22 protein-coding genes are annotated in these 21,266 nt (G+C 71.5%); 6 read left to right on the top strand and 16 right to left on the bottom strand.

Annotated elements, in window-relative coordinates:
* Nucleotides 1-62: 62 nt before the first annotated feature.
* The 9 genes from BM236_RS07655 to BM236_RS19320 all read right to left on the bottom strand — a co-directional run bounded on the left by BM236_RS07655 (nucleotide 63) and on the right by BM236_RS19320 (nucleotide 5,948).
* Entirely contained in the window at nucleotides 63-164 is a 102-nt protein-coding gene (locus tag BM236_RS07655) for a 30S ribosomal protein bS22 (RefSeq protein WP_017933175.1), read from the bottom strand.
* A 99-nt stretch (nucleotides 165-263) separates the two neighbouring features.
* Entirely contained in the window at nucleotides 264-464 is a 201-nt protein-coding gene (locus tag BM236_RS07650; protein WP_091122267.1) for a helix-turn-helix domain-containing protein, read from the bottom strand.
* 190 nt (nucleotides 465-654) lie between these two features.
* Nucleotides 655-1,839: an acetoin utilization protein AcuC gene (locus tag BM236_RS07645; RefSeq protein ID WP_245750196.1), complete on the bottom strand. Its 1,185-nt coding sequence runs from the start codon at nucleotides 1,837-1,839 to the stop codon at nucleotides 655-657.
* Nucleotides 1,840-1,886: 47 nt separating this feature from the next.
* Nucleotides 1,887-2,690, bottom strand: a complete 804-nt coding sequence (gene proC / locus BM236_RS07640) for a pyrroline-5-carboxylate reductase (RefSeq protein WP_091122100.1) — start codon at nucleotides 2,688-2,690, stop codon at nucleotides 1,887-1,889.
* A gap of 81 nt (nucleotides 2,691-2,771) precedes the next feature.
* Nucleotides 2,772-3,512 carry an ABC transporter permease gene (locus BM236_RS07635; RefSeq protein WP_091122097.1) on the bottom strand — a complete coding sequence of 247 codons (741 nt, stop codon included), beginning with the start codon at nucleotides 3,510-3,512 and terminating at the stop codon, nucleotides 2,772-2,774.
* Nucleotides 3,513-3,594: 82 nt separating this feature from the next.
* Entirely contained in the window at nucleotides 3,595-4,305 is a 711-nt protein-coding gene (locus BM236_RS07630; RefSeq protein WP_091122095.1) for an ABC transporter ATP-binding protein, read from the bottom strand.
* Nucleotides 4,306-4,339: 34 nt separating this feature from the next.
* On the bottom strand, nucleotides 4,340-4,933 hold the full coding sequence (locus BM236_RS07625; protein ID WP_091122092.1) for a TetR/AcrR family transcriptional regulator: 594 nt from the start codon (nucleotides 4,931-4,933) through the stop codon (nucleotides 4,340-4,342).
* Nucleotides 4,930-5,721 (bottom strand): sugar phosphate isomerase/epimerase family protein, encoded by a 792-nt coding sequence (locus tag BM236_RS07620; protein WP_091122091.1) that lies wholly within the window; start codon nucleotides 5,719-5,721, stop codon nucleotides 4,930-4,932. The genes BM236_RS07625 and BM236_RS07620 overlap by 4 nt, the downstream gene beginning before the upstream one ends.
* Nucleotides 5,718-5,948 (bottom strand): hypothetical protein, encoded by a 231-nt coding sequence (locus BM236_RS19320; protein WP_091122088.1) that lies wholly within the window; start codon nucleotides 5,946-5,948, stop codon nucleotides 5,718-5,720. The genes BM236_RS07620 and BM236_RS19320 overlap by 4 nt, the downstream gene beginning before the upstream one ends.
* Before the next feature lie 73 nt (nucleotides 5,949-6,021).
* Between BM236_RS19320 and BM236_RS07610 the strand changes: the two genes are divergently transcribed.
* The 3 genes from BM236_RS07610 (at nucleotide 6,022) to BM236_RS07600 (ending at nucleotide 8,292) form a co-directional block, all read left to right on the top strand.
* Nucleotides 6,022-6,777, top strand: a complete 756-nt coding sequence (locus tag BM236_RS07610; RefSeq protein WP_091122086.1) for a DUF3109 family protein — start codon at nucleotides 6,022-6,024, stop codon at nucleotides 6,775-6,777.
* A gap of 113 nt (nucleotides 6,778-6,890) precedes the next feature.
* Nucleotides 6,891-7,550 carry a VOC family protein gene (locus tag BM236_RS07605; RefSeq protein WP_091122084.1) on the top strand — a complete coding sequence of 220 codons (660 nt, stop codon included), beginning with the start codon at nucleotides 6,891-6,893 and terminating at the stop codon, nucleotides 7,548-7,550.
* Nucleotides 7,551-7,593: 43 nt separating this feature from the next.
* Nucleotides 7,594-8,292 (top strand): class I SAM-dependent methyltransferase, encoded by a 699-nt coding sequence (locus BM236_RS07600; RefSeq protein WP_091122082.1) that lies wholly within the window; start codon nucleotides 7,594-7,596, stop codon nucleotides 8,290-8,292.
* Nucleotides 8,293-8,319: 27 nt separating this feature from the next.
* Here the strand turns inward: BM236_RS07600 and BM236_RS07595 are convergent, their stop codons facing one another.
* Nucleotides 8,320-9,342, bottom strand: a complete 1,023-nt coding sequence (locus BM236_RS07595) for a LacI family DNA-binding transcriptional regulator (RefSeq protein WP_091122080.1) — start codon at nucleotides 9,340-9,342, stop codon at nucleotides 8,320-8,322.
* 117 nt (nucleotides 9,343-9,459) lie between these two features.
* Here BM236_RS07595 and radA point away from each other — a divergent pair, with 117 nt between their 5' ends.
* Together radA and disA are read left to right on the top strand one after the other, a co-directional pair.
* Nucleotides 9,460-10,890 (top strand): DNA repair protein RadA, encoded by a 1,431-nt coding sequence (gene radA / locus BM236_RS07590; protein WP_175507594.1) that lies wholly within the window; start codon nucleotides 9,460-9,462, stop codon nucleotides 10,888-10,890.
* 70 nt (nucleotides 10,891-10,960) lie between these two features.
* Nucleotides 10,961-12,043, top strand: coding sequence for a DNA integrity scanning diadenylate cyclase DisA (gene disA, locus BM236_RS07585; protein WP_091122076.1), 1,083 nt, complete (start codon nucleotides 10,961-10,963; stop codon nucleotides 12,041-12,043).
* Nucleotides 12,044-12,672: 629 nt separating this feature from the next.
* On the opposite strand, the gene BM236_RS18925 is transcribed toward disA, so the two are convergent.
* Nucleotides 12,673-13,518 carry a hypothetical protein gene (locus tag BM236_RS18925; protein ID WP_175507593.1) on the bottom strand — a complete coding sequence of 282 codons (846 nt, stop codon included), beginning with the start codon at nucleotides 13,516-13,518 and terminating at the stop codon, nucleotides 12,673-12,675.
* 80 nt (nucleotides 13,519-13,598) lie between these two features.
* On the opposite strand from BM236_RS18925, the gene BM236_RS07575 reads away from it, so the two are divergent.
* A complete protein-coding gene (locus BM236_RS07575) occupies nucleotides 13,599-14,465 on the top strand; it encodes an HhH-GPD family protein (RefSeq protein WP_091122071.1) in 867 nt (288 codons plus the stop codon).
* Between the two features lie 70 nt (nucleotides 14,466-14,535).
* Here BM236_RS07575 and BM236_RS07570 read toward each other — a convergent pair whose 3' ends face one another.
* From BM236_RS07570 to BM236_RS07550, 5 genes are all read right to left on the bottom strand, one after another.
* The gene (locus BM236_RS07570; protein ID WP_091122264.1) at nucleotides 14,536-17,094 is read right to left on the bottom strand and encodes an ATP-dependent Clp protease ATP-binding subunit; all 2,559 of its coding nucleotides are present in this window, start codon (nucleotides 17,092-17,094) and stop codon (nucleotides 14,536-14,538) included.
* A 225-nt stretch (nucleotides 17,095-17,319) separates the two neighbouring features.
* Nucleotides 17,320-17,649, bottom strand: coding sequence for a histone-like nucleoid-structuring protein Lsr2 (locus BM236_RS07565; protein ID WP_091122069.1), 330 nt, complete (start codon nucleotides 17,647-17,649; stop codon nucleotides 17,320-17,322).
* 88 nt (nucleotides 17,650-17,737) lie between these two features.
* Nucleotides 17,738-18,511 (bottom strand): type III pantothenate kinase, encoded by a 774-nt coding sequence (locus BM236_RS07560; RefSeq protein ID WP_091122067.1) that lies wholly within the window; start codon nucleotides 18,509-18,511, stop codon nucleotides 17,738-17,740.
* Nucleotides 18,508-19,440 carry a carboxylating nicotinate-nucleotide diphosphorylase gene (nadC, locus tag BM236_RS07555; protein WP_091122065.1) on the bottom strand — a complete coding sequence of 311 codons (933 nt, stop codon included), beginning with the start codon at nucleotides 19,438-19,440 and terminating at the stop codon, nucleotides 18,508-18,510. Before nadC ends, BM236_RS07560 begins: the two co-directional genes overlap by 4 nt.
* Before the next feature lie 43 nt (nucleotides 19,441-19,483).
* Complete coding sequence (locus tag BM236_RS07550) at nucleotides 19,484-21,208, bottom strand: L-aspartate oxidase (RefSeq protein ID WP_091122063.1); 1,725 nt, start codon at nucleotides 21,206-21,208, stop codon at nucleotides 19,484-19,486.
* Nucleotides 21,209-21,266 lie beyond the last annotated feature (58 nt).

Genomic DNA, 21,266 nt, shown 5'->3' with positions numbered 1-21,266 from the left:
GGCGCGGGTGAGTGAGACTGACCACCCACAGGAGAGGTCGCGCGGCTGCGCGACCTCCGGCGTCACTTGCCGAGCTTGCGACGCGCGACGCGCGTCTTCTTCAGGAGCTTGCGGTGCTTCTTCTTCGCCATGCGCTTGCGGCGCTTCTTGATGACAGAACCCACGGGAAACCTTTCACGAACCGGATCCGACTCCAGCCGGACCGGCACAGCCTAGCCGTCCGCTGCGACACGGACGGAATCGAGGCTTCCCGTGGGTGTGCGTCAGCCGGCGTTGTAGAAGCTGTTCTTGATGTAATCGTTGGCGTCCTCTTCACGGACGCGGAACGAGCGGCCCACCCGGACAGCCGGGAGTTCACCGCCATGCACGAGGCGATAGACCGTCATCTTGGAGACGCGCATCATGTCTGCGACCTCCGCAACGGTCAGGAACTTCGCCTCGGAGAGCTCGGGCTTTCCAGCCATCGTGTCCACCGTACTTTCTTGTGGCGCGCCATCGGCTTCCCCACCGATGCTCTCACGCGACCGCGTGCCGTGAGAATAGAGCCTGGAGTGACTGATGGGGAAGAGGAAACTTCTGCGACTTGCAGATTCCTCGGCGTGTCGCCTTGAAACATCCCCGAACCGTTGTTCTCAGTCTTTACCTTGGGGACCGTCACCAGGCCGACGGGTCGAGCCCGTGCAGGGGGAACACGGCCGTCCGCGTGGCGTTGACCTGGCGGTCCAGCCAGGCGTCCGGGTCGTAGCCCTCCCGCCAGTCACGGTAGCGCGGCTCACGCCCGTCGGTCATCCGTCGCGGCGCGACCTGGCCCAGCCGGTGCTCGACGTGCTCGCGCCAGCCACCCGGAGTCTCGAGGGTCGGGTCCAGGGGACTGCCCCCGACGATCGAGAGCAGGTGGGTCCACGCGCGGGGGACGACGTCGACGACGGCGTAACCTCCCCCGCCGAAGGCGACCCAGCGTCCGCCGGCGACGTCGTGCGCGAGCTCGTGCAGGGCGAGGTACGCCGCCCGCTGACCGTCGACGGTGAGCATCAGGTGCGCGAGCGGATCCTCGGCGTGGGAGTCGCAGCCCTGCTGGGTCACCAGGACCTCCGGCCGGAAGGCGTGCAGCAGGTCCGGCACGACCGCATGGAAGGCACGCAGCCAGCCGGAGTCGCCCGTCCCCGGGGGCAGGGCGACGTTGACCGCCGAGCCCTGCGCGTCCGGACCGCCGACGTCGCCGGCGAACCCCGTGCCGGGGAAGAGCACCTGCCCGGTCTCGTGGATGCTGATGGTGAGCACGCGCGGGTCGTCCCAGAACGCCCGCTCGACGCCGTCGCCGTGGTGCACGTCGACGTCGACGTAGGCGACCCGCTGTGCGCCGTTGTCCAGGAGCCACTGGATGCCCGCGGCGACGTCGTTGTAGACGCAGAAGCCGCTCGCCCGGTCGCGCATCGCGTGGTGGAGACCGCCCATCACGTTGGCGGAGTGGATCGACTCCCCCGTCCAGACCTGCCGGCAGGCCTCGACGCTCGCGCCGACGATGTGGGCGCTGGCGTGGTGCATGTTGCGGAAGACGGGGTCGTCCTCGGTGCCGAGGCCGTGCGCGACGTCGGGCTCGAGGGTGGCGCCCGCACGCTGGACGGCCTCGATGTAAGCCGCGTCGTGGACGCGGGCGAGGACCTCGTCGTCGGCCATCGGCGCAGCGACCGTGCTCAGCCGGCTGCCCAGGACGCCGAGCTCACCGGCCAGCCGCATGGTCAGGTCGACGCGGATCGGGCTCATCGGGTGGGTCGCCCCGAAGTCGTAGTCCGTCAGGCTCTCGTCGAAGACGACCGTCGCCGGCCCACTGCACTCCACGGCGTCGAACCTAGCGCGACGCGCGCGATCGCGAGGATCGCGTCCGGCTACGCGCTGCCCAGCTCCTGCGAGCGCTCGCGATTGGCGCGGGTCGCGTCGAGGAACGCGGCGCGCACCGCTGCCGACTCCAGGACCCGCAGCGCCGCGGCGGTCGTGCCGCCCGGCGAGGTGACCTGCTCGCGCAGGACGGCGGGGTGCTCGCCGGTCTCCCGCAGCAGGAGCGAGGACCCGGCCAGCGTCTGGTTGACGAGCTGCGTGGACGTGGCGCGCGGCAGCCCGAGGTGGACGCCGGCCTCGACGAGCGCCTCCGCCACATAGAAGACGTACGCCGGCCCGGAGCCGCTGATCGCAGCGGCCGCGTCGACGTGGCTCTCGGGCACGACGGCCACCTCACCGATCGCCCGCACCAGCGCGACGGCGTCCTCGAGGTCCTCCTCCGACGCTGACGCGCCGGCGGCCACGACGGTCATCCCCTCGCCGATCAGCGAGGGCGTGTTCGGCATGGTCCGGACCACGGCGACACCGTCGGGGACGGCCGCCTCCATGGCCCGGGTGGTGATCCCGGCCGCGAGCGAGACGACGAGCTGTCCGGGCCTCAGCTCGAGCGAGGCGAGCAGCGCCACGACGTCGTACGGCTTGACGCCGAGGACGAGGATGTCGGCTGACGCCGCCGCCTCGTCGGCCGTCGCGGTCCCGACGCCGTAGCGCGAGGCGAGCTCCTCGCCGCGCTCGGAGCGGCGCACGCCGGCGACGATGTCGGCGGGCGCGCGGCCGGCCTTGACGAGCCCGGAGAGCACCGCCTCGCCCATGTTGCCGACGCCGATGATCGCGATGCGGGAGCGGGAGGCCATGGCCCGGAGTCTAGGGCGGCCGGGCCGGCAGGACTTCTGCCGACTCGGGCTGCCCAGAGCGCGAGCTTCTGCCGACTCGGCTCACGGAGTGCGGCGGCGCAGCGTGGCGGCGCCGAGGGCGAGGCAGGCGACGGCGAAGCCGGCCACGACGGCGAGGTTCTGCCAGACGTCGCCGGTCGACGAGGAGCCCGCGATGTCGTTCATCGCGTCGACGGCGTAGGAGAGCGGCAGCACGTCGCTGATCCGGCCGAGCAGGTCCGGCATCGCGTCGCGCGGGACGAGCAGGCCGCAGAGCAGGATCTGCGGCACGACCAGCGCGGGCATGAACTGCACGGCCTGGAACTCGGTCCGGGCGAAGGCGCTGACGAACAGCCCGAGGGCGGTGCCGAGCACCGCGTCGGCGACGCCGACGACGGCCAGCAGCCACACCGGCCCCTGCACGTCCAGCCCGAGGAATCCGACACTGACCCCGACGGCGCAGGCCGCCTGGATCGCCGCCAGCAACCCGAACGCCAGGGCGTAGCCGAGCAGCAGGTCGAGCTTGGCGAGCGGCATCGCGAGCAGCCGCTCGAGCGTCCCGCCCGACCTCTCCCGCAGCGTCGTCACGCTGGTCACCAGGAACATCACGATGAAGGGGAAGATCGCCAGCAGTGCGGGCGCGATCCGGTCGAAGAGATCCACCCCCGGCTGGTCGTGGAACATCCACCACAGCAGCGCCATCAGCAGGCACGGCACCAGCACGAGCAGCACGAGGGTCCGCGGGTCGCGGCGGATCTGGGCGAGGACGCGGGCGGCGACGGCGAGGGTACGACGGACACTCACTGTGCTTGACCGTTCGCTCGCCGTTCGGCCACATCGGCCGGTGGCGCGGTGACGCCCGGAGGGCAGTGGCCTCTCGCTTCGCTCACCGGGCACCCCGCACGATCGAGAGGAACGCCTGCTCGATGTCGTCGACGCCGGCCTTCTGCTTGATCGCAGCCGGTGTCCCGTCGGCGATGAAGACGCCGTCCCGCATCAGCAGCAGCCGGTCGCAGCGTTCGGCCTCGTCCATCACGTGGCTCGACACCAGCACCGCTGCGCCGTCGTCGGCCAGCCGGTGGAACATCACCCAGAGCGACTCGCGCAGGACGGGGTCGAGGCCGACGGTGGGCTCGTCGAGCACGAGCAGGTCGGGCTTGCCGAGCAGCGCGACGGCGAGGTTGACCCGGGAGCGCTGGCCGCCGGAGAGGTTGCGGACGACCTGGTCGGCGTGGCCACCGAGGTCGACGGCCTCCAAGCAGCGGTCGATCTCGCCGCGATCGACCCCGAGCACGCGGGCGAAGAAGGCGAGGTTCTCGGTGATGCTGAGGTCGTCGTACACGCTCGCGGCCTGGGTGACGTAGCCGATCCGCGACCGCAGCGCTCGGGAGCCGGCCGGCTGGCCGAAGACCTGCACCGTTCCCGTGACCTTCGCCTGGACGCCGACGAGCACGCGCATGAGCGTCGACTTGCCGCAGCCGGACGGTCCAAGCAGGCCGGTCACCTCGCCGACCGGCACGGTGAAGTCGAGCCCGCGCAGCACCTCGCGGCTGCCCCGCGTCACCTCGAGTCCGTGTGCCTCGACCGCATTATTCATCACCCGTTGAATTATCCTCGCTCCTGGCGAGAGGTCAAGGGAGTGGGCCGGTGAGGTAGAGCTGGATCGTGGGGCCCATGACGCTGACGACGTCGTCGGCGGGCATCGACGCGAGCGGCTCCACCTCGAGCACGTAGCGCATCAGGATGAGTCCGGCGACCTGACTGGCGAGCAGCGGGGCGCGGTGCTCCACCCGGTCGATGCCGAGCTCGGTGAGCACCGGGACGAGCACCGCCGCGAGAAACCCGTCCTGGAACAGGCGGTGCCCCGACGGGTCGAGCAGGCTCCGCGCGACCGCGAGGAGAGGGAGCCGGCGGTCGGGGTCGTCCCAGACGGCCAGCAAGGTGCCCAGGATCCGCTCGCCGGCCCCGTCCATGCCCTGGGCGATGACGGGTGCGAGGACGTCGCGCGGGTCGACGGGCAGCGCGAGGGAGGCGACGAACAGGTCCCGCTTGCTGCCGAAGTAGTGGTGGACGAGCGCCGGGTCGACGCCCGCGTCGGCTGCGACCGCGCGGATCGAGGTGGCGCCGAAGCCCGCCTCCGCGAACCGCTCCCGGGCGGCGGCCAGGATCGCGGCCCGGGTGTCGGGCGCCCCCGGCCGGCGGCCCCGGCGGGCGGTGGTGGTCACGAGGAGGTCCGCGCCCGGAAGTGCTTGCGGGCGAACTCGAGCGACTCGCGCAGGTCGGTCTCCCGGTCGGCCTTGGTGGCGGCCTTGCGGGTGTTGATCTCGACGATGATCTCCCCGTCGAAGCCGCTGTCGGTGAGGTGCTCGAGGAAACGGTCGGCCCCGGTCGTGCCCCGGCCGGGCACGAGGTGCTCGTCCTTGGCCGACCCGGTCCCGTCGGTGAGGTGGACGTGGCGCAGCCGCGGTCCGAGCCGCTCGGCCATCGCGACGATGTCGTCCCCGGCGATGGCGGCGTGGGAGAGGTCGATGGTCGCGCTGGCGTAGGACTCGTCGGAGGGGTCGCGGCCGGGGAGGTACATCTCGACGCCGCGTCGCGACGAGGCCTTCCAGGGATACATGTTCTCGACGGCGAAGAAGAGTCCGGTCTCCTTCTCCAGCCGCTCGATGCCGGCCACGAACCCCGCGGCGTAGTCCTTCTGCCACCGGAACGGCGGGTGCACGACGACCGTGCGGGCGCCGACGGCCTCGGCCATCTCGGCGGAGCGGTAGAGCTTGCCCCAGGGCTCGGTGCCCCACACCCGCTGGGTGAAGAGCAGGCACGGCGCGTGGATGGCGCTGATCGGCACGTCGTGGTGGAGGGAGAGCTGGCGGACCGCCTCCACCTGCTGGGAGAGGCCGTCCACGCCCACCATCACCTCGACGGCGTCGTAGCCGACGCTCGCGGCATAGGCGAAGGCGTGCGCCGTCGACTCGGGATAGACCGAGACGGTCGAGAGACCGATGCGTGTCACTGGCCGGGTCCCAGGAAGCTGGGATGGTCGAGCCGCTCGAGGATCACACCCTCGCGCAGCGCCCAGGGGCAGATCTCGAGCGCGGGCAGGTCGACGATGTCCCGCGAGGAGCTGTGCACGTCGATCGGCTGGAAGGAGTACGCCGGCAGCGGAGCCGCTCCCCCGTAGGCATCCACCACGACCCGATGCCCGGTGTTGGAGCCGATGTCCAGCACGCCCAGCCGCATGCCTCCCACGCTACCGGGCGGCCACAGCGGCCATCGCCAGGCACGGCAAGGGACCGCCCGTACGCTGAGCCCCATGCCCGAGGTGCCCCTGGACTTCCCGCGCGCGTGGGTGGAGTTCACCAACCCCGACGACGAGTCGGAGGTGATGCGCTGCGACCTCACCTGGCTGACCTCGTCCTACCAGTGCATCTTCGGCGGCGGGTGCCGCGGGATCTACGCCGACGCGCCCGACATGGGCTGCTGCACGCTGGGCGCGCACTTCGCCGACAAGGACGACGAGCGGCGCGTCGCCGGGTTCGTCGCCCAGCTGACCGAGGACGAGTGGCAGCTCAAGCCGGCTGGCGACGTCCGGACCCGCGACTGGGTCGAGAAGGACGACGAGGGCGCCCGCAAGACCCGCGTCGTCGAGTTCCAGGGCCAGCAGGCGTGCGTCTTCCAGAACCGCCCCGGCTCCCGGCAGGGCATGGGCTGCGCCCTCCACATCCTGGCCGCCAAGCAGGACCGCTCCCACGTCGAGACCAAGCCGGACGTCTGCTGGCAGCTGCCGATCAAGCGCGCCTTCCGCGACGTCGAGCGCCAGGACGGGTCGACCTACACCGAGGTCACGATCACCGAGTACGACCGCCGCGCATGGGGCCCCGGCGGGCACGACCTCGACTGGTACTGCTCGGGCAACACCGAGGCGCACATCGCCGTGGAGCCCGTCTTCCTCACCCATGAGCCGGAGCTCGTCGCGCTCATGGGCGAGGGGGCGTACGCCGAGCTGCGACGGCACTGCGAGGCGCACGTGCGCTCGCGGTCGGCCCTGGCGCTGCACCCCGCGGACTGACCCGCCGTCCGCTGCGGTCGTCTCGCAGCACGGCGCGCGTCGATTTACTCTCGACGTCAAGAGACACCGACCCCCATGCGTGGCGTTTCTCAGCGGTTGTTCAGAATCTGGGCATGCGCCTGGACCATCTTTCTTACGCCGCCGGCCCTGACGGGCTGGTCGGCACTGCGAAGCGCATCGGCGAACTCCTGGGACAAGAGTTCGAGGACGGTGGCGTCCATCCCCGCTTCGGCACCCGCAACTACACGCTGCCCCTCCGAGGGGGCATCTACCTCGAGGTCGTCGAGTGCCTCGACCACCCGGCGTCCGACAAGGCGCCGTTCGGCCAGGCCGTCAAGGCCCGCTCGGCGCTCGGTGGCGGCTGGCTCGGCTGGGTCGTGTCGGTCGACGACATCGGTCGCGTCGAGGAGCGGCTCGGTCGCCCGGCCCAGCCCGGCAACCGGCACAAGCCGGACGGCACCGAGCTGCGCTGGAAGCAGCTCGGCCTCAGCGACCTCCTCGTCGACCCCCAGCTGCCCTACTTCCTCGAGTGGGAGTCGCCGGCCGAGCTGCACCCCGGCAACGCCGGCTCGGACGTCACGCTGACCGCGGTGGAGATCTCCGGCGACCCGCAGCGGGTGCGCGACTACCTCGGCGAGTCGCTCCGTGAGCGGGTCGACCCGTGGACCGGCCAGCCGGCCGAGAACGTCGAGATCCGCTGGGTCGCCGAGCACGGCACGCCCGGCCTGGTCGCGGTCCACTTCGCGACCCCAAACGGGACCGTCCGCATCTGAGCCAGGACGTCATGCGATCCGGCGGCCCGAGCGACCAGGCCGCATGACATCCCTGCCCTCGGGCGCGGTCCCCAGCCCCAACATCTGGAACCACACCGCCACCTACGAGCTCGAGAACCGGGCCGCCGACCCCACCGGGGCACTCTGGCGAGCGATGGAGTCCGTGGTCGACTGGTCGGGGCGTGACGTCCTGGACCTCGGCTGCGGCACCGGCTTCCACCTGCCGCGGTTCGCCCAGACCGCCCGCACGGTGACCGGCGTCGAGCCGCACCCCTCGCTCGCCGCGCTCGCCCGTCGGCGTACCCGCCGGGTCGGGAACGTGTCGGTGGTGGTCGGCGTGGCGCAGGACATCCCGCTGCCGCCCGCGTCCGTCGACGTGGTGCACGTGCGCTGGGCCTACTTCTTCGGACCCGGCTCCGAGCCGGGCCTCGCCGAGCTCACCCGGGTCGTACGCCGGGGAGGGACCGCGCTCGTCATCGACAACGACGCCAGCCGGTCGACGTTCGGCGCGTGGTTCCGGCGCGGCTACCCGAGCGTGGACCCGGACGCCGTCGAGCGGTTCTGGTCCACCCACGGCTGGACGCGGGTGCCCGCCGAGATGGGGTGGTCGTTCGCCTCGCGGGCCGACCTCGAGGCGGTGGTGCGCATCGAGTTCGCGCCCGAGGTCGCCGAGGCGGTGCTCGCCTCCCACACCGGCCTCGACGTCGACTACGCCGTCAACCTCTGGTGGAAGCGGTTCTGAGCCCGCTCCGCGGGCGCCTCGGAGCCGTCAGCGGCGGTCCGGCCCGCTCGTGCCGCGGACCTCGAGCGTCGGCGTGAGCATGACGCCCGGTCCGACCTGGGAGGGCGTGGCCAGCAGGCCCTCGAGGGCCTTGACCAGCTCGACGGCGGCCTCCTCGAGCGGCTGCCTGACGCTGGTCAGGCCCGGCCACACCGTCTGCGCGACCTGGCTGTCGTCGAACCCGACCACGGCGACGTCGTCGCCCGCCTGGAGCCCCCGCTCGGCGAGGGTGTGCATGACGCCGATCGCCAGGGTGTCGGAGGCGCAGACGAAGGCCGTCGGCCCCGCCTCGGCGAGCATCACCCGGGCGGCGCTGCAGCCGGAGTTGACCGCGTCCTCGACGCGCGAGGCGAGCCCGGTGGTGGGCAGACCCGCCTCGTGCATGGCCCGCAGCCAGCCGGAGCGGCGCTCCTCGCCGAGGACCGAGTCCTTCTTCCAGCCGATCCAGGCGATCCGGTCGTGCCCCTTCTCGATCAGGTGGCGGGTGGCCAGCTCGGTGCCCGCGGCGCCGTCGATGTCGACCCAGGGGTGGCGGGCGTTGTCGTCGTCCCACGGGCGCCCGAAGGAGACGAACGGCGCCCGTCGCTCGCGCAGCCAGGCGGCCTGCCCCTCACCGAGATAGGTGTCGGTGACGACGAAGGCGTCCACCGCCGTGGAGCGGAGCAGCTCGTCATAACCCGTGAGCGGGTCGTCCTCCAGGGCGTCGGTGAAGAGCAGGACGTGGTAGCCGGCCTCGCCGCTCTTCTCGACGAGCGAGTGCACGAAGCGGTCCATCACCACGCTCGCCGTGCCCTCCTGGACCGGCGTGATCCGCAGGCCGATGAGGTGGGACGCGCGGGTGCGGAGGTTGCGAGCGGCGCGGTTGGGCTTGTAGCCCAGCTCGTCGATCGCCTGCTGGACACGCGCCAGGGTGTCGGCCCGGAGCAGGTCGGGGTTGTTCACCGCGTTGGAGACGGTCTGGCGCGAGACTCCGGCGAGCTCGGCGACGTCGGCGAGCGTCGGCGCCGACACGGGGAACCGCGTCCGTCGGCCGGCATCCTGCCTTGATCGTTCCAACACTCGGACAGCATAGGAGATCGCTCGCGCGCTTTCGCAGCGATGTCGGTGCTTTCGCCTAGCGTCCTCCCCATGTCGAAAGCCGCCCCGAAGCCGCGCCCCGCCTTCCGCTGCTCCGAGTGCGGTTGGGAGGCCGTGAAGTGGGTGGGCAGGTGCGGCGAGTGCCAGGCCTGGGGCTCGGTCGCGGAGGTCGCCGCAGCGCCCGTGGGCCGGACGCCGGCCACGCCGGTCTCGACCAAGGCGGTCCCCATCGGCGAGGTGTCCGTGGAGGAGTCCACCTACCGCTCGTCGGGGGTGCCCGAGCTCGACCGGGTGCTCGGCGGCGGGCTCGTTCCCGGCGCGGTCATCCTGCTCGCCGGAGAGCCCGGCGTGGGCAAGTCGACGCTGCTGCTGGAGGTGGCCGCCCAGACCGCGCGCTACCAGCGGCGCGCCCTCTACGTCTCCGGCGAGGAGTCGGCCTCGCAGGTGCGGCTGCGCGCCGACCGGACCGGCGCCGTGCAACCGGAGCTCTACCTCGCGGCCGAGACCGACCTGGGCGCCGTACTCACCCACATCGAGGACGCCAAGCCCGCCCTGCTCGTCGTCGACTCGGTCCAGACGATCGGCGCCGCCGGTGTGGACGGCGTCCCCGGTGGTGTGTCCCAGGTCAAGGAGGTCGCCGCCGCGCTGGTGCGGACCGCGAAGACCCGCAACATCACCACCGTGCTGATCGGCCACGTGACCAAGGACGGGACGATTGCCGGGCCGCGTGTGCTCGAGCACCTGGTCGACGTCGTGCTCCACTTCGAGGGCGACCGCAACTCCCGTTTCCGCATGGTGCGGGCGATGAAGAACCGCTTCGGCCCGGTCGACGAGGTCGGCTGCTTCGACCTCTCCTCCGACGGCATCACCGCGGTCACCGACCCGACCGGGCTCTTCGTCGAGCGCCACCAGCAGCCCGTCTCGGGGACGTGCGTCGCGGTCACGATGGAGGGGCGCCGCCCGATGCTCGCCGAGGTCCAGGCGTTGGTCACTCCGTCGGCGCTCGACAGGCCGCGCCGGACGACCTCCGGGCTCGACGGGTCGCGGGTCGCGATGGTGCTGGCGGTGCTGCAGCGACACTGCGGCTACGGCTTGGCGGTGCGCGACATCTTCGCCTCCACCGTCGGCGGCGCCCGCCTCTCCGAGCCGGCCAGCGACCTCGCCGTCGCGGTCGCGCTCGCCTCGGCCACGACCGGTGACCCGACGCCGCCGGGCGTCGTGGCGATGGGCGAGATCGGCCTGGCCGGCGAGCTGCGGCGCGTGCGCGACCTGCCCCAGCGGCTGGCCGAGGCGGCCCGGCTCGGCTTCTCCGTCGCCGTCGTGCCGGCCGAGCCCGGCGAGCGGTCCCGGTTGCCCCGCGAGCGGCGCGTCGACGGCATGCGCGTCTTCGAGCTCAGCGACGTGCGGTCGACGCTGGAGTTCCTCCGGCTGACCACGCCGGTGCGCGAGTCCCACCTGCGCAAGGAGGACCCCGGGTTCTGAGCGGCCGGCCGGGCGGGGCGCCGCCGACCGATAGACTTCGCGAACCGTCGTACGAGAAGGGGGAAGGGCGTTGGCCCAAGACCGCCCCGAGGACACCCTCCAGCTTCGCGAGACCCTCGCCCGGATCGCTCCCGGAACCGCGCTACGTGACGGCCTGGAGCGCATCCTGCGCGGCCGGACCGGCGCGCTGATCGTCCTCGGCTACGACAAGACCGTCGACTCGATCTCGACCGGCGGCTTCCAGCTCGACGTGCCGTTCACCTCGACCGGCCTGCGCGAGCTGGCGAAGATGGACGGCGCGATCATCGTCGACTCCAGCATCAGCCGGATCCTGCGGGCCGCCGTGCATCTGATGCCCGACCACACCCTCCCGTCCAACGAGACCGGCACGCGCCACCGCACCGCCGACCGTGCCGCCCGGCAGACGGGCTTCCCCGTCATCTCGGTGTCGCAGTCGATGCAGATCATCGCCGCCTACGTCGGCGAGACCCGGCACGTCCTGGAGGACACCGGCCAGATCCTGTCGCGGGCCAACCAGGCGCTCGCGACGCTCGAGCGCTACAAGATGCGGCTCGACGAGGTCGCCTCGACGCTGTCCGCCCTCGAGATCGAGGACCTCGTGACCGTGCGAGACGTCGCCGTGGTGGCGCAGCGCCTCGAGATGGTGACCCGCATCGCCCGCGAGATCGAGGACTACATCGTCGAGCTCGGCACCGATGGCCGACTGCTCGCCCTCCAGCTCGAGGAGCTCGTCACCGGTGTGGACACCGAGCGGGAGCTGGTGATCCGCGACTACCTGCCGCGCAGCCGCCGCTCGAAGAGCCCCGAGGAGCTCCTCGCGCAGCTGGAGGCCCTGTCGGCGACCGAGCTGGTCGACCCCGCGGCCACCGCCCGGGTGCTGGGGCTCGGCAACGGCGAGCACCTCGACGGCGCCGTGACGCCGCGCGGCTACCGGCTGCTCGCCAAGGTCCCGAGACTCCCGGTGAGCGTGGTCGACCGGCTCGTCGACCACTTCGGCACCCTGCAGAAGCTCCTCTCGGCCGGCATCGACGACCTCCAGGCGGTCGACGGCGTCGGCGAGCTGCGCGCCCGCTCCGTGCGCGAGGGGCTCTCCCGGCTGGCCGAGTCGACGATCCTCGAGCGGTATGTCTAGGCCAACTGCACGGCGAGGAACGAGCAGGGCAGCGTCGGCCGACCAGGTCGAGTAGCGCGCGACTGGGGAACGAAGTCCCGACCGGCCGTATCGAAACTCGAGTCCTGGGGCGAGCGAGCGCGTCAGCGTCCTCGCCTGCCGGGTCGAGTCGGGCGCGGAAGTCAGGTGCGAGTTGCGACTTGATCGAAAACAGATGGGTTGGTCGGCCTCAGGCGGCCCCAGGGGCCGACCAAGTCATCTGTTTTCTCGACCGACCCCATCAGCCCGGTGAAGAGAGCCGCAAGCAGGGGCGATCACTGAGGCTGCCGCCGACCGAGTCGCGCGTCGCCGCGTGACTGGAAAACAGATGGGTTCGTCGGCCTCAGGCAGCCCCAGAGGCCGGCGAAGTCATCTGTTTTCCCGACCGACCCCGCCAGGCCGGTGAACGGAGCTGCGGGCAGGACGATCTGGGAAGCGGCGCCGATCGGGTCGAGCGGCGCGACTTGATCGAAAACAGATGGGTTGGTCGGCCTCAGGCGGCCCCCTGGACCGACCAAGTCATCTGTTTTTCCGAGCGACTCACTGGGCCGGTGACGCATCAACCGTTCGACTCGGCCGAAGGGTTGCCCCGTCGCCGCTCGAGAAGTGACTCAGTCGACGAGTCGGTGCTTCCGCTTCTTCTTCGGCGTGCCCTGCGGCTCGTGCCGCGGCCCGGCGGTCGACGCAGCGGTGGGTCCGGCGGTGGGCGCCGAGGTCGGCGCGGCCGGCGGAGTGGCGGTCGGCGCCGGCTTGGGGAGCGGGCGCGGCGGGACCAGCTTGAACTGGACGTCCTGCGGCTCACCGCCGAGCGCTGCGACGGCCACGTGGTAGAAGCCCGGCATCGCCCACTTGGTGTGGCTCGAGCAGCTCTCGTCCGAGCGCCGCGAGCTCCAGCCGACGTTGACCACCGCATCCGTGTCGCGCCGGACCACGACGTCCTGGCTGGGGATGGAGTGCGGGCAGTCGATCGTCGACCAGATCCGGTCGGACCCGGAGGTGATCTTGACCTGCAGTGTGCGCGCGCTGGTGTGCCAGGTGCACGCGGTCGTGACCAGGGTGCGCAGGGTCAGGTGGACCAGCACGGTCCGGGTCGCCTGCGCGTCGGTCACCGACGGGGTCACGACCACGTCGTCGTCGGAGCAGCGTCCGGTCGGCTCGGGGAGCGGCGGCGGCGCGGGAGGGGTGGTGACGGCCGGCGTGGTCGCGACCGTGGCCGGCGGCGCGGCCGGGCTCGTCGCACCGGCGCCGGGCGACGGCGCGGTCGACGGGGTCGGTGAGCCCGTCGCCGACGACGGGGCGGAGACCGTGGCCGCCTTGTCGCCGGAGTCACCGGAGTCACCGCCGCCCCCGAACATCCGGGAGACGCCGACGACCAGCAGCAGGACGATGGTCACCACCGCGAGCCGACGCCGCCAGTACACCCCCGGCGGCAGGGTTCCACGGGTCAGCGACGTCATGCGCCACAGGTTAGGCGCGGGTGTCCGCGAAGCCGGGGTGCCACTCCGAGCCCGCGCCCGGCGAGGCACAATCACCCGGGATGAGCGATCTTCACGAGGCGATCCTGGGCTGGTACGACGCCCACCAGCGCGACCTCCCCTGGCGCCGCCCGGAGGCGACCCCGTGGGGCGTGATGGTCAGCGAGTTCATGCTGCAGCAGACCCCTGTCGTCCGGGTGCTGCCGATGTGGAAGGCGTGGATGACGCGCTGGCCGACACCCGCCGCGCTGGCCGCCGAGCCGAGCGGTGAGGCCGTCCGGGCCTGGGGCCGGCTGGGCTACCCGCGCCGGGCCCTGCGCCTGCACGCGGCCGCCGCCGCGATCGTGGAGCAGCACGACGGCGCCGTCCCCGACGAGTACGACGACCTGCTGGCGCTTCCCGGAGTCGGCGACTACACCGCCGCCGCTGTGGCGTCGTTCGGCTTCGGCCGGCGCCACGTCGTGCTCGACACCAACGTCCGACGGGTCTTCGCCCGGCTGCTGGCCGGACACGAGTTCCCAGCGCCGGGCGTCACCAAGGCCGAGCGGGCGCTCGCCGCGTCGGTGCTCCCCCACGATGACTCCGCCGCGGTCTGGTCGGTGGCCGTCATGGAGCTCGGCGCCCTGGTGTGCACGGCGGTCGCGCCACGCTGCGACGCCTGCCCGGTGGCACACCTCTGCGCGTGGCGGACAGCCGGCCGGCCGACGTACGCGGGCCCCGAGCGGAAGGTGCAGACCTGGGCCGGCACCGATCGCCAGTGCCGCGGGCGCCTTCTTGCCGTCCTGCGCGACGCGGACGGCCCGGTGCACCGCAGCGCGCTCGAGGCGGTCTGGGACAAGCCCGACCAGCGCGACCGCGCTCTGCGAGGCCTCGTCGACGACGGGCTGGCGACCCAGGTCGGCCCCGACTCCTTCGCCCTCCCCGGCTGATCCGCGCAGCAGAGATGCAGACCGCCCCGGACCCATTGGAAGGGTCCGGGGCGATCCGTTCAGGCGCGGGTCACTCCTCCGAGGAAGGAGGCGTGTCCAGGTCGTCGAGCTCGGAGAGGTCGCTGATCGAGGCGCCCTCGAGCGGCGGCGCGTCGGGCAGTGCCGCGACCTTCTGCCCCTCGAAGGTGAAGCTCGCCGACGGGCCCTCGCCCTCGACGCCCACGAGCACGATCTGGCCGGGGCCGACCTCGCCGTAGAGCATCTTCTCGGCGAGCACGTCCTCGATCTCGCGCTGGACGGTCCGCCGCAGCGGACGCGCGCCGAGCACGGGGTCGAAGCCACGCGTGGCGAGCAGCTCCTTGGCCGCCGTCGTGAGCTCGAGGCTCATGTCGCGGTCCTTGAGCCGGACCTCGACCGCCGCGACCATGTTGTCGACCATCGAGATGATCTGCTCCTGCGACAGCGGCGGGAAGACGATGATCTCGTCGACGCGGTTGAGGAACTCCGGGCGGAAGTGCTGCTTGAGCTCGTCCGACACCTTCGACTTCATCCGCTCGTAGGAGCCCGCCGCGTCGCCCGCCTGCTGGAAGCCGAGGTGGACGGACTTGGCGATGTCCCGCGTGCCGAGGTTGGTCGTCATGATGATGACGGTGTTCTTGAAGTCCACCACGCGGCCCTGGGAGTCGGTCAGGCGACCCTCCTCCAGGATCTGCAGCAGGCTGTTGAAGATGTCCGGGTGGGCCTTCTCGACCTCGTCGAAGAGCACCACCGAGAACGGCTTGCGCCGCACCTTCTCGGTCAGCTGGCCGCCCTCTTCGTAGCCGACGTAGCCGGGAGGCGAGCCGAACAGCCGCGAGACGGTGTGCTTCTCGCTGAACTCCGACATGTCGAGCTGGATGAGCGCGTCCTCGTCGCCGAAGAGGAACTCCGCCAGCGTCTTGGAGAGCCACGTCTTCCCGACACCGGACGGGCCGGCGAAGATGAACGAGCCACCGGGACGCTTCGGGTCCTTCAGGCCGGCACGCGTACGACGGATCGCGCGGCTGAGCGCCTTGACCGCCTCGTCCTGACCGATGACGCGCTTGTGCAGCTCGTCCTCCATCTTGAGCAGGCGGGTGGACTCCTCCTCGGAGAGCTTGACGATCGGGATGCCGGTCGCCACCGCGAGCACCTCGGCGATGAGCTCCTCGTCGACCTCGGCGACCTCGTCCATGTCCCCGGCACGCCACGCCTTCTCGCGCTCGGACTTCTTGAGGATGAGCTGCTTCTCCTCGTCGCGCAGACGGGCCGCGGCCTCGAAGTCCTGGCCGTCGATCGCGGCCTCCTTGCGGACGCGGACGTCGGCGATCTTGTCGTCGTACTCGCGCAGGTCGGCGGGCGCCGTCATCCGGCGGATCCGCAGCCGCGAGCCGGCCTCGTCGATCAGGTCGATGGCCTTGTCGGGCAGGAACCGGTCGGAGATGTAGCGGTCGGCCAGCGTCGCCGCCGAGACCAGGGCCTCGTCGGTGATCGTGACGCGGTGGTGCGCCTCGTAGCGGTCACGGATGCCCTTGAGCATCTCGATCGTGTCGGCGATCGACGGCTCGGGCACCTGGATCGGCTGGAAGCGTCGCTCCAGCGCGGCGTCCTTCTCGAGGTACTTGCGGTACTCGTCGAGCGTGGTCGCGCCGATGGTCTGCAGCTCGCCGCGGGCCAGCATCGGCTTCAGGATCGAGGCCGCGTCGATCGCGCCCTCGGCCGCGCCCGCACCGACCAGGGTGTGGATCTCGTCGATGAAGAGCACGATGTCACCGCGGGTGCGGATCTCCTTGAGCACCTTCTTCAGGCGCTCCTCGAAGTCACCGCGGTAGCGTGACCCGGCCACCAGCGCGCCGAGGTCGAGCGTGTAGATCTGCTTGTCCTTCAGGGTCTCGGGCACGTTGCCGCGCACGATGTCCTGGGCCAGACCCTCGACGATCGACGTCTTGCCGACGCCGGGCTCGCCGATGAGGACCGGGTTGTTCTTGGTACGCCGGGAGAGCACCTGCATGACCCGCTCGATCTGCGGCTGACGGCCGATGATCGGGTCGAGCTTGCCCTCACGTGCGTCCTGGGTCAGGTTGCGGCCGAACTGGTCGAGGACCAGCGACGACGACGGCGCGTCGCCGGAGGCACCCGTGGCCGCGGTCGCCGACTGCGAGGACTCCTTGCCCTGGAAGCCGGAGAGCAGCTGGATGACCTGCTGGCGGACCCGGTTGAGGTCGGCGCCGAGCTTCTGCAGCACCTGGGCGGCGACGCCCTCGCCCTCGCGGATCAGGCCGAGCAGGATGTGCTCGGTGCCGATGTAGGAGTGGCCGAGCTGCAGCGCCTCGCGCAGGGACAGCTCGAGCACCTTCTTGGCGCGCGGCGTGAAGGGGATGTGGCCGGAGGGGGCCTGCTGGCCCTGGCCGATGATCTCCTCGACCTGGGCGCGCACCGCCTCCAGGGAGATGTCGAGGCTCTCCAGGGCCTTCGCGGCGACGCCCTCACCCTCGTGGATGAGACCGAGCAGGATGTGCTCGGTGCCGATGTAGTTGTGGGAGAGCATGCGGGCCTCCTCCTGGGCCAGCACGACCACCCGACGGGCTCGGTCCGTGAACCGCTCGAACATGCGCATCGCTCCTCAAAGCTTCTGGGGCAACCCGGTACCCGGAACCTGCATCTCCTGGGCGGGCTTTTCAGTGATATCAACCCCGCGGACAGCCTACGCGTTCCTTCCCGACACCCCACGTGCGTGCGCTGACAGCGAACACGCGCGATCAGGCCATCGGCTCAGCACGTCCGGACGCACGAACGCCGAGCGGGTCGACCCGCTCGGCGTTCGTGGGGTGTGCGTTCAGTTGGCCGCTTCGAAGGCGGAGCGTACGTCGGCCGGGATGCGCCCGCGCTCGGGCACGGTGTGGCCGTTGGAGCGGGCCCAGTCGCGGATCTCCTTGGCGCTCGCGCCGCCGCCGGTGTTCGTCGTCGCCTTGCGGCCGCGACGGGCGCCGCCGGTGACCCGGCGACCGTGCCCGATGTAGACCGACAGGGCGTCACGGAGCTTGGTGGCATTTCCCTCGTTGAGGTCGATCTCGTAGGACGTTCCGTCGAGAGCGAACGACACCGTCTCGCTGGCCTCGGAGCCGTCGAGGTCATCCTCGAGAACGATGTGGACCTTCTGCGCCATCACAATTCCTTTACCAAAAGAGGGAGCGGTAATTCTCGCCGCCCACTATGGCACACGATTCCCGATGCCGGAATGAACCAGCAATGCGTCAGGAGTTTCTCCGGTAGATCATTTCGAGCCCCTGCAGGGTGAGCCACGGCGCATGGTCGGTGAAGCACCTGCATTCGTCGAGCACCAAAGGCGCGAGATATCCCGTCGCAATGACGCTGACCTCGGATGTCTCGACGCCGAGCGCCTCGATCATGCGGGCCACGATGCCCTCCACCTGGGCGGCGACGCCGAAGAGCATGCCCGACTGCAGCGCCTCCACGGTGTTCTTCGCGATCACCGAGCGCGGCCGGGCGAGCTCGACCTTGCGCAGCTGGGCGCCGCGCCGACCGAGCGCCTCGAGCGAGATCTCGATTCCAGGGGCGATGGAACCGCCGACATAGGCGCCCTGCGCATTGACGACGTCGAAAGTAGTAGCGGTCCCACCGAAGTCGACGACGATGCACGGCCCACCGAAACGGGTCGTGGCGGCGAGCGCGTTGCAGATGCGGTCGGTGCCGACCTCCTTGGGATTGTCGAACATGATCGGAACACCGGTGCGCACCCCGGGCTCGACGACCACGCTGAGAAGTTTCGCGAAATGCCTGGCGAGCATGTCCCGCCATTCATGGAGAACGGCGGGAACGGTCGCGCAGACGGCGATTCCGTCGATCTGGTCGAGCTGCTCTCCGAGCAGTCCGCGCAGCAGGACCGCCCATTCGTCGGAGGTGTTCCGCTCGTCGGTCGCCACGCGCCAGTCAGCCGCCACCTCTCCCCCGTCGATGACGCCGAGGATGGTGTGGCTGTTGCCGATGTCGACCGCGAGCAGACTCATGCCGGCTGGTTCTCCAGGTCGAAGCCGATGTCGAAGACGCTGACCGAGTGGGTGAGCGCCCCGACGGAGAGGAGATCGACGCCGGTCTCGGCGACCTGGCGGGCCCGGTCGACGGTGAGGCCGCCGGACGCCTCAAGCTTCGCCCGGCCGGCGGTGAGGGCGACCGCCTCCCGCATCTGCTCGGTCGACATGTTGTCGAGCAGGATGCGGTCGCAGCCCGCGCCGAGCAGGTCGCGCAGCTCGTCGAGGGTGGTGACCTCGACCTCGACGGGGAGGCCGGGGTACGCCGCCCGCACCGCCTGGAAGGCCGGCACGACGCCGCCCGCGGCGATCACGTGGTTGTCCTTGACGAGCGCCATCTCGGCCAGGGTCGAGCGGTGGTTGAGGCCGCCGCCGCAGCGGACGGCGTACTTCTGCAGGTGGCGGTACGTCGGCAGCGTCTTACGAGTGTCGAGGATCCGCGCCCCCGTGCCGGCGACGGCATCGACCCACGTCGCGGTGGCGGTCGCGATCGCCGAGAGGTGCGAGGCGAAGTTGAGTGCCGTCCGCTCGGCGGTCAGCAGGCCGCGGGTCGGGCCGGACACGCGCATGACGACGTCCCCGGGCTGCACGCGCGTGCCGTCGGGGACCCGGTCGGTGACGTCCACGTCGTCGCCCATGACGTAGTGGAAGACGAGCGCCGCGACGCCGAGGCCGGCGACCACTCCGGCGTCCCTTACCGCGAAGTCGCCCCTTGCCCGGGCGTCGAGCGGGATGGTCGCGACCGAGGTGACGTCCTCGGCCGGCATCTCGCCCGGCGCCGGCTCGGGCAGGTCCTCGTCGAGCGCGGACTCGATGGCGTCGTACAGCGCGCCGATGTCGATGCCGGCCGCCGACAGCTCGGCGCGGAGCGAGGCGGGCAGCTTGTCGAGGTCGGCGCGGACGATCATCTCCGGGCTCCTGCGCAAGCGCGAACGGTGTCGGTGGCTGCGGTCATGTCAGGACTCCCTCGGTCGCGGACGGATCGGTGGCAGGGGACTCGGAGAAGGAGAGCGTGGCGGCGCCGTCGCTCATCACGGTGTCGAAGTGGCCGGCCCAGTGGGCGTCGTCGCGCTCGGGGTGGTCCTCGCGCCAGTGCGAGCCACGCGTCTCCTCCCGGCGCAGCGCGCTATCGGCGAGGGCCAGGGAGATGCTGAGGACGTTGGTCGCCTCCCAGGCGGCCCGGTCGATCGTGTCGGCCGGCGTCGCGGCGATCTCGCCGAGCAGGGAGACGGCGTCGGCCACGCCGGCCGCGTTGCGCAGGACCCCGACGCGTGCGCTCATGATCTCCTGCACCTGCTTGAGGGCGCTGCCCGGCACCAGACCCGCCGATCCCTCGTGGGTCCCGTGCCCGGCCGGCTCCTGCAGCAGGCGCAGCTCGCCGGGCAGCACCTCGGCGATGCGCCGCGAGAAGACCAGGCCCTCGAGCAGCGAGTTGGAGGCGAGCCGGTTGGCGCCGTGCACACCCGAGCACGCCACCTCACCGGTGGCGTAGAGCCCGGGCACGGAGGAGCGGCCCCACAGGTCGGTGTGGACGCCGCCGGACGCGTAGTGGCACGCCGGTGCGACGGGGATGAGCTCGGTGACCGGGTCGACGCCGTGCGCACGGCACGAGGCCAGGATGTTGGGGAAGCGGCGCTCCCAGAATCTCGACACGGCGGCTCGTGCCTCGCCGCCCACTCGATCATCGGAGTGCGGCTCCAGGCCGAGGTGTCGCGCGTCGAGCCACATGTTGGGCTGCCCGGTCTCGAGCATCCGCTTCATGATCGCCTTGGAGACGATGTCGCGCGGTGCGAGGTCGGCGAGCGGGTGCACGCCCTGCATGAAGCGGTTGCCCTCGCCATCGACGAGGAAGGCGCCCTCGCCGCGGACCGCCTCCGAGATGAGCGGCTGTTGACCGCGGGAGTCGGGGCCGAGGTACATCACGGTCGGGTGGAACTGGACGAACTCCAGGTCCCGCAGTCGCGCTCCGGCCCGCAGGGCGATCGCCATGCCGTCGGCCGTGCTCACCGCCGGGTTGGTGGTCTGGGAGAAGACCTGGCCCAGCCCTCCGCTCGCCAGCACGACCGCACGTGCGCGGACGAGCCCGACGCCGTCGGCGTCGCCCTCGCCCATCACGTGGATGGTCAGCCCGGCGACACCACCGTCGGCGGCGGTGACGAGGTCGACGACCATGGCGTGCTCGAAGACCAGGATCTCCGGCGCCCGCTTGACCGCCTCGATGAGCGCCCGCTGGATCTCGGCACCGGTGGCGTCGCCGTTCGCGTGGGCGATCCGGTCGCGGTGGTGGCCGCCCTCGCGGGTGAGCGAGAGGTTGCCGGCCGGGTCCTTGTCGAAGTTCGCCCCCCAGTCGATCAGCTCGCGTACGGCGTCCGGGCCCTCGCTCACCAGGACGCGGACCGCGTCGAGGTCGCAGCCTCCGGCGCCGGCCACGAGCGTGTCCACCTCGTGCTGCTCGGGAGTGTCCTCCGGGCCGAGCGCGGCGGCGATGCCGCCCTGCGCCCACTGGGTCGAGCCGGCCGCGAGCACGTCCTTGGTGACGACGGCGATCCGCTCGACCTGGCCCCGCAGCCGCAGCGCCGCGGTCAGCCCGGCGATCCCGGAGCCGACGACGATGACGTCGGCCGACTCCGTCCACCCCGGGTCCCGCGACGACAGCAGTCCGGGGAGCCACTTCATGGAGGGAGGCTAGCCCGCAGCCGCCCGTGACCTCCGTGGGGGTGGCGGGATGTTCCTC

Source organism: Nocardioides terrae (assembly GCF_900112345.1).
Taxonomy (GTDB): domain Bacteria; phylum Actinomycetota; class Actinomycetes; order Propionibacteriales; family Nocardioidaceae; genus Nocardioides; species Nocardioides terrae.
The sequence above is the reverse complement of the archived record's forward strand: the minus strand, read 5'-3'. Positions and strand labels throughout refer to the sequence as shown.